This window comes from Peptoniphilus ovalis, assembly GCF_018919265.1.
Classification (GTDB): Bacteria; Bacillota; Clostridia; order Tissierellales; family Peptoniphilaceae; genus Peptoniphilus_A; species Peptoniphilus_A ovalis.
Window position 1 is genome coordinate 83,364 of the sequence record NZ_JAHLQO010000003.1, and the last position, 11,600, is coordinate 94,963.

Below are 11,600 nucleotides of genomic sequence, written 5' to 3' on the forward strand. Positions count from 1 at the left end.
GCAAATAATTATATAAGGGTGTGATATTTTGAAAAAACTTTTTATAGGAATATTTTTGATAATAATTTTAGCAGCTGGAGCCTTTTTATTTGTTGAAAATAGAGGAACTACTAAAATCTCAAAAAAATATGACGGCTTTAGTTTCATTTCCGAAGACAAAGATATAGATAAAAAAGATTTTGATATTATAGACGGTATGATTTACCTTTCGCTTGACTATATTAAAGATAATATTGACGATAGTATTACTTATGATAAATCAACTGAAGAAGTAAAAATTTCAAATAATAACAATACAAAAATCTTAAAATTAAATGAAGATACTGCAAAATTTAACAGCGGTACCATTGATTTAAGAGCTCCTGTAATTGAAAAAGATAAAAAAATAATGCTTCCTATTGAAGCTTTTATCTATGATTATGATGTAAAACTAAGATATAATGCTGACATTCAATTACTTTTATTAGACTATGAAAATAAAGAATATACTCTTTCTAAAACAAAAGATGGAGCGCTTTTAAGAGAGGACAATTCAAAAAATAGTCCTATTATAAAAAAACTTCCGGCTGGCGAAGAAATTTATATTTATGGAGAAAAAGGACCTTTCTACAAAGTAAGAATGGTCAATGGTTATGCTGGCTATATTAATAAAAACGATGTAGAAAATAGTACAGAGACTGTAATATTTGAATCAGCAAAAACTCAAAATCAGAATCCACTAAATATAACTTGGGATTACACTTATGCTGAACATAAACAAGAAAAAATTAATCAAATTAAAAACATTAGTGGCCTAGATATTATAATACCAACTTGGTTTTCTATTAGAAATACTAATGGAGATTTAATCGATAGAGGTAATCAAGATTATATTAAAAGATATAATGATTTGGGAATCCAAGTTTGGGGTTATCTTGATAATTCCTTTGATCCAGATATTACTCATGGAGCACTATCAAACAAGGAAACTCGTACAAAAATAATAGATAAAACTCTAGAGCTTTGTAAAAAATATTCCATGAAGGGATTAAATATTGACTTTGAGCACACAAAAATTGATGATAGAGATTATATTACTGAATTTGTAAAAGAACTTAGAGAAAAATCTCCTAAAGATTTTATTATTTCAATTGATGTAACACCTCAAATATCATCAGATGTTACAAAAGAACCTTATGATAGAAAAGCTCTTGCAGAAATTTGTGATTATGTAGTAGTTATGGCTTACGATCAGCATTGGGGATCATCTGATAAAGCAGGATCTGTTGCACAATACAAATGGGTAGAAGGCAGCATTAACGTTTTATTTAAAAATGTTCCAAATGAAAAAATGATTCTTGGTGTTCCATTATATTCTAGAATTTGGAAAGAAAGTAATGGAAGTGTTTCTTCAAAGACAATTTCAATGAATGAAATAAATAAAATAATTATAGATAAATCTTTAAAACCTGTGTGGGATGAAGAATCAAGCCAAAATTATGTAGAATATACAGAAAATGGTGCAACTTATAAAATTTGGATTGAAGATGCAAGTTCTTTAGAGAAAAAGGTATCTCTTGTTAATAAATATGATTTAGCAGGAGTTGCTTCTTGGAGACTTGGATTTGAGAGTGATGATATTTGGAAAGTAATATCTGATGAGCTTGAAAAAACACAATAAAATTGACAACACTAGTCATTAGGTATAAAATATTAGTGTATTAAAATTTTTATATAGGATGTGTTTATAATTTTACCAGATACACATAAAATCGTAGCTAAAATAGTTCACGATAGAATAAAAGAAAAGTACAATATTAATTTAAATTTAGAAAAAATGCTTTGGGGTTCAATAGCGCCTGATGTATTGCCTTACTATAAATTAAAAAGACATTACTTCGATGAATCTGGAGACTTTATATCTAAAGAAATTGCAAAATTAATCTATTTTTCTAGATACTCATATTCAGAAGGCAATGAAAGTAATTTATTTATAAAGTATATTAGTAAAAAATTAGGAATAATACTTCATTATCTAACTGATTTTGTTTGTTATCCTCATGCTTATAGAATGACTTTTATTGATAATTTAAAAAATCACATTAAATATGAACAAGATTTAGCTGTTTTTGCTAGGGAAAATAAATTTTTAGACAACCAGTACATCGATGTTATAACTGTTAATATGTTTGATGTTTTTCAAGAAATTGATTTAAAACTTGAAAAGAAAGTTAAAAATTATTTAGTCGAAGTTGTTGAGGAATACAAGAACTCAAAGCACAGTTTTGATAATGATTTAAATTTTGCTGTTAATTTATGTACAAATATTTCAATGATGGTTATAGAATCAATTCTTGAATACAATGGAGATTTTGAAATACAATTTATTTAATAGAAATTCTTTCATCTATATGGTGAAAGAATTTTTTAAGTAGGAGGAACAAAGATGAGAAACAACTCTAGTGCTACTAAACTAGATTTAAGAGAAACGCAAATAGCTATAAAATCTGTTAAAGATTATTTCCAAAGAGATTTAGCAAATACTTTAAATTTAGCAAGAGTTTCAGCACCACTTTTTGTAAGACCTGAAACTGGTTTAAACGATAACTTAACTGGAGAAAAAGCAGTTGATTTTAATTTAAGAAAATATGACATTAATGTTGAAATAGTTCAATCTCTTGCAAAATGGAAAAGAAATGCCTTAAAAGAATATAATTTTAATATGTATGAAGGAATTTATGCAGATATGAATGCTATTAGAGCTGAAGAAGTTCTTGACGAAATTCACTCATCTTATGTAGATCAATGGGACTGGGAAAAAATAATAAACAAATCTGATAGAAATGTTAATTATTTATACTTAACTGTAAAAGAAATTTATTCTGTATTCAAGAGAACTGAAGAATATATAAATCAAACTTATCCTTACATTTTAAAGAAGAAATTACCAGATGAAATTTTCTTTATTACTTCTCAAGAATTAGAGGATAAATACCCAGATAAAACTCCTAAAGAAAGAGAAAGATTAATCTGCAAAGAAAAAGGGGCAGTGTTTATTCAAGGAATAGGTGCAAAATTAAAGTCTGGTAAACCTCATGACGATAGAAGTCCTGATTATGATGATTGGGAATTAAATGGAGATATTTTATTCTGGAACGAATTACTTGATGATGCTTTTGAAGTTTCAAGTATGGGAATAAGAGTTGATGAAAATTCTATTATAACTCAATGCGAAGAAGCAAATACTACTGATAGGTTTGAACTACCATATCATCAAGATATTATAAATAAAAGACTTCCATACACTATTGGTGGCGGAATTGGTCAATCAAGAATCTGTATGTTTTTCTTAGAAAAGAAACATATTGGAGAAGTTCAAGTTGGTGTATGGGATGTTAAAAATTTAGATTTTTGCAAAGCGAATAATATAATTTTATTATAGTTTTGTTAAAATTATATTAAATCTTACAAATTAATTACAAATCCTCCTTAAATATAGTATAATAATCTTATACGAATTTTGGAGGATTTTTTTATGGATTTGGCACAAAAAATAAATCAAAAATCAGTTAAAAATGTAGCCTTTAAAGATATAAAAAAATACCTAATTGCCAATTTTTTATACAATGGAGACCTTGATAGCATAAATATTTTACTTAACATATATAATATTTATGAGTCGATTGAAAATATTTATCCTAGATATGTTACGCTTGAAAATTTGCGTAAAGATATAAAAAAAATATATAAACAAAAAGAAGGCATTGAGTTAATTGCAAGATCTTTATCGAACTTAATTCACGATGATGTCAACAGACTTGAGCTTTATTTGTACTTAGAGGGTTATAGATTCGGATTTAATTCAAAGAAGTATGTTAATTTTCTTGAAATAATAACTCTTAAATATTTATCAATTGATGAATTGTATAATCGGAAAAAGTTGTTTCAATATGAATTTAAAAATGAAGAAGTTATTCATTTTAAAAAAATCATTTTTAAAGATATTCGCAGAGATAGGCAAATTAGAGGATTTATAAGAAAAACTATCTTAGATCTTAACGAAAGATTGTTAAAGGAAAAAATCAAAGGCATTAATGAACATTTAGATATGCAACTTGTTTTTAAAACAGATGATGATGATATACAAATAGAAGAAGTGGATTCATATCTAAATGAAAGTGAAATTCAGATTCTTGATAAAAAGATTTTTAAATTCCTTTATATTGATGGATTTAGAATTTTTAGAAATGGTTTTTGGGATGGAATAAACGATAAAGTTTTAAGAAGATATAAATGAGGATAGTTTTTTAACTATCCTTTTTAAAGTGGTGATAAATTGATTATAATGGGAGTAGATCCTGGAATTGCAATAGTTGGATATGGATTTTTAGAATTAATTGGAAATAATTATAAAGTTATTGATTATGGAGAAATTAATACAAAAGCTAAAACTCCTCTTCCAGATAGACTTGATATAATTCACGAGGAAATGACAGAATTAATAAAAAAATACAATCCAGAAGATATTGCTTTTGAAGAATTATTTTTTAACAAAAATGTCAAAACAGCAATAACTGTTGCGCAAGCTCGTGGAGTAGAAGTTTTAAGTGCAAAGAAAAGTGGAGCTGGTTTATATGAATACACACCACTTCAAATAAAACAAGCCTTAGTAGGATATGGAAGAGCTACTAAAAATCAAGTTCAAGAAATGGTAAAAATTATTTTAAATTTAAAAGAAATTCCAAAGCCTGATGATGTAGCTGATGCACTTGCAGTTGCGATAACTCATGGAAGCTCTATTAAATTTAAAGAAAGCTTTAGGATGATATAATGATTGAATTTTTAAGTGGAAAAGTTGTCTCAAATGACAAAGGATATTTGGTTCTAGAAAATAATGGAGTAGGTTATATTATTTATATGATCTCTAGAGAACTTCATTCTTTTTATAAAAATGATGAAGCTTTAATAAATACTAGGTTAATCCTTAGAGAAGATTCTGCAACTTTTTATGGTTTTAAAAGTATTAAAACACGAGATGCTTTTGATTTACTTAATACAGTTACTGGAATTGGTCCAAAACTTGCTATGGGAATTTTAGATGGAGATGAAGTTTCAAATATTCTAAAATATATTTTAATAAAAGATGAAAAGTCTCTCACTAAACTACCTGGAGTTGGGAAAAAAACTGCTCAAAGAATTATAATTGAACTTAAAGATAAGGTTGAAAAACTAGGTATAGAGATTGAACCTGATGAAGAAATTATTCTTTCTAATTATTCAGATGATGATCCAGCTGTTGAGGCATTAATTTCTTTAGGTTATAATGAATTTGATACAAAAAAAGTTTTAGACAAAATTGATAGTAATTTAGACATCTCTGATAGAATCAGAGAAGCTTTGAAATTAATGGGTTGATATAATGGAAAATGAGAGATTAGTTGAACCACAACTTACAGAAGAAGACTATAAAGAAGTTTCTTTAAGGCCTAAATGGCTTGAAGAATATATAGGACAAGATAAAGTTGTAAATAAACTAAAAATTTTTATAGAAGCAGCAAAAAATAGATCTGAACCACTTGACCACACTCTTTTGAGTGGACCACCAGGGCTTGGTAAGACAACTCTTGCTGGTATTATTGCTAATGAAATGGGCGTTAATTTAAAAGTTACATCTGGCCCCGCAATAGAAAAACAAGGTGATTTAGCAAGTATTTTAACTAATTTAAGTGCTGATGATGTTCTTTTTATTGATGAAATTCATAGAATTAATAAGTCTGTAGAAGAAATATTATATCCAGCAATGGAAGATCATGCCTTAGATATCATTATAGGTAAGGGACCTTCTGCTAGATCAATAAGACTTGACCTTGCACCTTTTACCTTGATAGGTGCAACTACAAGAGCTGGAATGCTTACTTCTCCACTTAGAGATAGATTTGGAGTTTTACTTAATTTAGAACTCTACGATGTTAAATCTCTAGTGGAAATAATTATTCGTTCAGCTAGAATTTTAGATATTCCAATTGATAAAGAGGGCGCATTAGAAATTGCAAAAAGATCTAGAGGTACTCCGCGAATAGCTAATAGACTTCTTAAAAGAGTCAGAGACTATGCTGAAGTTAAAGAAGAAGGCGTAATTACTACTAAAGTTGCAATAAAGGGCTTAAATATGCTTGAAATAGATAAATATGGCTTGGATAATATAGATAGAAAAATTATCCTAACTATGATTGAAAAATTTTCAGGAAGGCCTGTTGGAATTGATGCTATATCTGCTTCAATAGGAGAAGATAGAGGGACAGTAGAAGATGTATACGAACCTTATTTGATGCAAATAGGTTTTATTTTAAGAACACCACGAGGAAGAGTTGCTACAAAAATGGCTTATGACCATTTTGGAATTGAGTATAAGGAGAATTAACATGAAAAAGCTTTTTATAATGGCGATATTTATAACATTTTTATTGCCTTCTTTTGTATTTGCTAAAGAAGATTACAGTAGAATTGATATTAAAGTGGGACCATCTATTAAATCTAAAGAAGAATTAATTTTAAAATCAGACAATGAATTTGAAATTATTACTGCTGATGGTAGTTTAAATTCTAAAACTAAATCTAAAGAATTAAAGGTTATATTTAATGGAGATAAAATTAATTTACAATCTGATAAGTTTACTCTCAATAATTTCCCAGATAATGGTTTATTATTAATAAATTCTAATTCTCCAATTAATATTAGTAAAACTAAAAGAAATTATAAGGGCTCAATAAGTTTTAGAATTAACGATAAAAAATTAGATGTTATAAATAATATTGATATGGAAAATTATCTTAAGGGAGTTCTTCCTAAAGAAATGAGTCCAAGTTTTCCATTAGAAGCATTAAAAGCACAAGCTCTTTGCTCAAGATCTTTCGCAATTAATAATTATAACAAATATATTAAAAAAGGCTACAATCTAGATGATACAACTAATTCACAAGTTTATTATGGCTCTGATGTAGAAAAAGAATCAACTAATAAAGCCGTTGAATTAACAAAGGAAGAAATAGTAAATTATAATGGTAAAGTAGCTTCTACAATATTTGGAGCTTCTTCTGGAGGTTTTATAGCCTCAGCAAATGAAGTTTGGGGTGGTAATAATCATCCATATCTTATTTCTAAAGAAGATCCATATTCAACTTATACATGGGAATATGAATTAAAAGATTCTGATTTAAATAAATTAAATATAAAAAATGCCTATGACTGTAAAATTGAATGTTCAAACGATTCTAAAAGGACTTCAAACATTACATTCTCAACTCCTAAAGGAGAGGTCGCTTTTAGGGGAAATGAGTTTAGATCTAAGTTAGGTAACACGAAGGTTAAATCTACGCTATTTGAAGTAGATTTAAATAATGGAAAAATAAACATTAAAGGAAAGGGCTATGGACACGGCGTAGGAATGAGCCAATATGGAGCTGTAGAAATGGCTAAAAAAGGTTTTAATTATAAGGAAATAATTGAATTCTACTTCCCAGGAACAGAAATTGGAAAATTAAGTTAAAATAGAAAGGTAAAAATGAAGACAAGTGACTTTTATTATGATCTTCCTAAGGAATTAATTGCACAACATCCCGTTAAGGAGAGAGATCATTCAAGACTAATGATATTAAACAAAAAAACTGGAGAAATTGAGCATAAACATTTTTACGATGTAATAGAGTATTTAAATCCAGGAGATGTTTTAGTACTAAATGATACTAAGGTAATGCCAGCTAGAATTTATGGTCATCGTAAAGATAAAGAAGAAAAAATTGAATTTTTACTTTTAAATAGAAAAAATGACATTTGGGAATGTCTTTCAAAACCAGGTAAAAAAGCAAAAATTGGAACTGAAATTATTTTTAGTGACAAACTTTGTGCTGAAGTTATAGATATTTCTGAAGATGGATCTAGATTTTTAAAATTTAAATATGATGGAATTTTTGAAGAAATTTTAGACGAATTAGGCGAGATGCCACTTCCTCCATATATTACAGAAAAGTTAGCAGATAAAAATAGATACCAAACTGTTTATGCTAAGGAAGAAGGTTCTGCTGCAGCTCCAACTGCCGGACTTCATTTTACTAAAGATTTATTAGCTAAACTTGAAGAGAAAGGAATTATTATTTGTTACATTACTCTTCATGTTGGTCTAGGTACTTTTCGACCAGTTAAAGCTGATAATATTGAAGAACATGAGATGCATTCTGAATATTTTATTATGCATAAAGATGTTGCTGATAAGATAAATTATGCTAAAGAGCATGGTAATAAAGTGGTAGCAGTAGGAACAACAAGTGTTAGAACTATTGAGTCCATAGCTGATGAAAATGGAAGGGTTAATGAAAAAAGTGGATTTACAAAAATATTTATTTATCCACCTTATAAGTTTAAATGTGTTGATTCACTTATAACTAATTTTCATCTTCCTGAATCCACACTTCTTATGTTAGTATCTTCACTTTCTTCCAGGGAAATTATTTTAAACGCATATAAAGAAGCTGTTAAAGAAAAATACAGATTTTTTAGTTTTGGCGATGCAATGTTTATTAAGTAGGTGTTTATGTTTAAATTTGAATTATTAAAAACAGCAAAAGATTCTAAGGCAAGACTTGGAAAAATTACTACAAATCACGGAGAAATTGAAACTCCAATTTTTATGCCTGTTGGAACTCGTGCAACAGTAAAGACTATGACACCAGATGAACTCAAAAAAATCGGTGCTCAAATAATTTTATCAAATACTTATCATTTATTCTTAAGACCTGGAACTGAAATAATTGAAAATGCCGGCGGTCTTCATAAATTTATGAATTGGGATAAACCAATTTTAACGGATTCAGGAGGATTTCAAGTATTTTCTCTATCTGATAATAGAAAAATAACTGAAGAAGGTGTGGAATTTAGAAGCCATATTGATGGAAGTAAAAAGTTTATATCTCCTGAGATTTCTATTGATATTCAAAATGTTTTAGGATCAGATATAATTATGGCATTTGATGAATGTGCACCTTATCCTTCAACTTATGAATACATTGACAATTCTATGCGAAGAACGCTTAGATGGGCTAAGAGATGTAAAGAACACCATAAAAATATTGAAAATCAGACTTTATTTGGAATTATTCAAGGTGGAATGTATAAAGATTTAAGAGAAATATCCGCTAAAGAAATGGTTAATATGGATTTTAAAGGTTATTCAATTGGAGGCTTATCAGTAGGAGAGCCCCTTGATTTAATGAATGAAATTCTAGATCATACGACAGATTTTATGCCTGAAAATAAACCAAGATACTTAATGGGTGTTGGAACTCCGGATTATTTATTTGAAGCAGTAGAGCGTGGAGTAGACATGGCAGATTGTGTACTTCCTACAAGAATTGCAAGAAATGGCACGGTTCTTACTCATAATGGAAGAATGGCAATTAAAAATGCAAAATATAAAAATGATTTTACTCCTCTTGATGAAGAATGTGATTGTTACACATGCAAGAATTACTCTAAGGCATATATCAGACATTTATTCAATGTTGATGAAATCTTAGGCATGAGACTTGCTACAATACACAATTTATATTTCTTAATTCAAATGATGGAAAAAATTAGAGAGTCAATTCGCGGAGATTATTTCTTAGAATATAAAAATGATTTTTATAAAAAATACGGATATAAATAATATTGTTGTTAACTTTTGAATTAACCTGTATAATATTATATTAAGAAGAAAGGAGTTATTAATGAATCAAAATGTATTATTTAACTTTATTCCTTTAATTTTAATGTTTGTAATTTTTTACTTTTTTCTTATTAAACCACAAAAGAAAAAAGCTAATGAAATTAACGAAATGCGTGAAAATCTTAAAGTTGGAGATAAAGTAATTACAATAGGTGGAATTATTGGTAAAATTATCCTTGTAAAGGAAGATTATTTAGTTCTTGAAACTTCATCTGACAATACTAAAATTGAAATTATGAAGTGGGGAATTAATGGTACTTATAACAAAAATACTGATTTAAGAGACACTGAAGAAGAATAGGAGAAAAATATGAAACATATCAAAACTTTAACTACTAAAAACTTAAAGAAAACTTATGAAAAAGGCGGATGTGGAGAATGTCAAACATCTTGTCAATCAGCTTGTAAAACTAGCTGTACAGTTGGAAATCAAAAGTGTGAAAATACTGAAAACTAAGGCAAGGGAAACCTTGCTTTTATTTTTGTAAAACACAAGAAAAAGAGGTATTATGGGAAGAATTCATAAATTTTATCTAAATAATAAATATATTGTTTTGGATATTGCAAGTGGATCAGTTCATGTTGTTGAAAAAATTGTATATGACATGATTGATGACTACTTAGATATGTCTAAAGAAGAAATTATTAATAAATATTCTAAAGAATACAAGGAAAAAGATGTAATAGAAGCATATGAAGAAATTCATTATTTGACTAATGAAGAACTTTTATTTAGTGAAGATGAGCATTTCAAATTGCCAAGATTTAATCCGCAAAATATTGTAAAGGCATTATGTCTTCATGTTGCACACGACTGTAACTTAAGATGTAAATACTGTTTTGCTTCACAAGGCGACTTTAAAGGCGATAGAAGTCTAATGACTTTTGACGTAGGAAAAAAAGCTTTAGATTTTTTACTCCAAAATTCTGGAAACAGAAGAAATCTAGAAGTTGATTTCTTTGGTGGAGAGCCATTAATGAATTTTGATTTAGTAAAAAAGCTTGTTGCTTATGGGAGGGAAGAAGAAAAAAAATACAATAAACATTTTAGATTCACAATAACTACTAATGGAATGCTTCTAAACAAAGAAATAGAAGACTTTATAAATGAAAATATGGACAATGTTGTTCTATCAATTGATGGTCGTAGAGAAATCAATGATGAAATGAGACCTACTATAAATGGCAAAGGATCTTATGATGTAATAGTCCCTAAATTTAAAGAACTTATTGATAAAAGAGGAGATAAAGATTATTTTATTAGAGGTACTTTTACTAATGAAAATCTTGACTTCTCAGAAGATTTAAAAGATTTTTATTCTCATGGCTTTAAAAAAACTTCAATAGAACCCGTTGTAACTGACGAAAGAGAAAGCTATGCAATAAGGGAAGAACATCTTGATAAAATTTTAAAAGAATATGAAAAGATGAGTAAAGATTATATTGAAATTAGAAAAAAAGACAAAGATTTTTCTTTTTTCCATTTTATAATCGATCTATCACAAGGACCATGTATCGTTAAAAGAACTGTAGGTTGTGGAGCAGGTTCTGAATATATCGCTGTAACTCCTCAAGGAGAAATATATCCATGCCATCAATTTGTAGGTGAAGAAGATTTTAAACTTGGAGATGTATTTAACGGAATAGAGAATACAGATTTAAGAGACAAGTTTAAAAATTCAAATGTTTACACTAATGAAGATTGTCCAGAGTGTTGGGCAAGATATTATTGTTCAGGTGGCTGTCATGCAAATGCATATTATGCAAATAATGATTTAAATAAACCTTATAAAGTTGGTTGCGAGATGGAAAGAAAAAGAATTGAATGTGCCATTTCAGTTCTAGCAAATGAAGAATAAT

At 28.2% G+C, this 11,600-nt stretch carries 13 protein-coding genes; all 13 read left to right on the top strand.

The genetic code is table 11. From position 1 onward, the window contains the following. Positions 1–28: 28 nt before the first annotated feature. The 13 genes from KQI68_RS04050 (at position 29) to scfB (ending at position 11,599) form a co-directional block, all read left to right on the top strand. On the top strand, positions 29–1,660 hold the full coding sequence (locus KQI68_RS04050; RefSeq protein ID WP_216548858.1) for a glycosyl hydrolase family 18 protein: 1,632 nt from the start codon (positions 29–31) through the stop codon (positions 1,658–1,660). Between the two features lie 60 nt (positions 1,661–1,720). Continuing rightward, positions 1,721–2,371, top strand: coding sequence for a zinc dependent phospholipase C family protein (locus KQI68_RS04055; protein ID WP_216548859.1), 651 nt, complete (start codon positions 1,721–1,723; stop codon positions 2,369–2,371). A gap of 54 nt (positions 2,372–2,425) precedes the next feature. Then, on the top strand, positions 2,426–3,421 hold the full coding sequence (gene asnA, locus KQI68_RS04060; RefSeq protein ID WP_216548860.1) for an aspartate--ammonia ligase: 996 nt from the start codon (positions 2,426–2,428) through the stop codon (positions 3,419–3,421). A 93-nt stretch (positions 3,422–3,514) separates the two neighbouring features. After that, positions 3,515–4,276 (top strand): hypothetical protein, encoded by a 762-nt coding sequence (locus tag KQI68_RS04065; protein WP_216548861.1) that lies wholly within the window; start codon positions 3,515–3,517, stop codon positions 4,274–4,276. A gap of 39 nt (positions 4,277–4,315) precedes the next feature. After that, entirely contained in the window at positions 4,316–4,810 is a 495-nt protein-coding gene (gene ruvC, locus KQI68_RS04070) for a crossover junction endodeoxyribonuclease RuvC (RefSeq protein WP_216548862.1), read from the top strand. Next, positions 4,810–5,394: a Holliday junction branch migration protein RuvA gene (gene ruvA, locus KQI68_RS04075; protein WP_216548863.1), complete on the top strand. Its 585-nt coding sequence runs from the start codon at positions 4,810–4,812 to the stop codon at positions 5,392–5,394. The genes ruvC and ruvA overlap by 1 nt, the downstream gene beginning before the upstream one ends. A gap of 4 nt (positions 5,395–5,398) precedes the next feature. Further along, complete coding sequence (ruvB, locus tag KQI68_RS04080; RefSeq protein ID WP_216548864.1) at positions 5,399–6,400, top strand: Holliday junction branch migration DNA helicase RuvB; 1,002 nt, start codon at positions 5,399–5,401, stop codon at positions 6,398–6,400. 1 nt (position 6,401) lies between these two features. Continuing rightward, complete coding sequence (locus tag KQI68_RS04085) at positions 6,402–7,526, top strand: SpoIID/LytB domain-containing protein (protein ID WP_216548865.1); 1,125 nt, start codon at positions 6,402–6,404, stop codon at positions 7,524–7,526. Positions 7,527–7,541: 15 nt separating this feature from the next. Further along, positions 7,542–8,561, top strand: a complete 1,020-nt coding sequence (gene queA / locus KQI68_RS04090) for a tRNA preQ1(34) S-adenosylmethionine ribosyltransferase-isomerase QueA (protein ID WP_216548866.1) — start codon at positions 7,542–7,544, stop codon at positions 8,559–8,561. 6 nt (positions 8,562–8,567) lie between these two features. Next, positions 8,568–9,680, top strand: a complete 1,113-nt coding sequence (gene tgt / locus KQI68_RS04095; RefSeq protein WP_216548867.1) for a tRNA guanosine(34) transglycosylase Tgt — start codon at positions 8,568–8,570, stop codon at positions 9,678–9,680. Positions 9,681–9,741: 61 nt separating this feature from the next. Beyond that, positions 9,742–10,041 carry a preprotein translocase subunit YajC gene (gene yajC, locus KQI68_RS04100; protein WP_216548868.1) on the top strand — a complete coding sequence of 100 codons (300 nt, stop codon included), beginning with the start codon at positions 9,742–9,744 and terminating at the stop codon, positions 10,039–10,041. A gap of 9 nt (positions 10,042–10,050) precedes the next feature. Further along, positions 10,051–10,197, top strand: a complete 147-nt coding sequence (scfA, locus tag KQI68_RS04105) for a six-cysteine ranthipeptide SCIFF (RefSeq protein ID WP_216548869.1) — start codon at positions 10,051–10,053, stop codon at positions 10,195–10,197. 52 nt (positions 10,198–10,249) lie between these two features. Then, entirely contained in the window at positions 10,250–11,599 is a 1,350-nt protein-coding gene (scfB, locus tag KQI68_RS04110) for a thioether cross-link-forming SCIFF peptide maturase (RefSeq protein WP_216548870.1), read from the top strand. The last annotated feature ends 1 nt before the right edge of the window (position 11,600 follow it).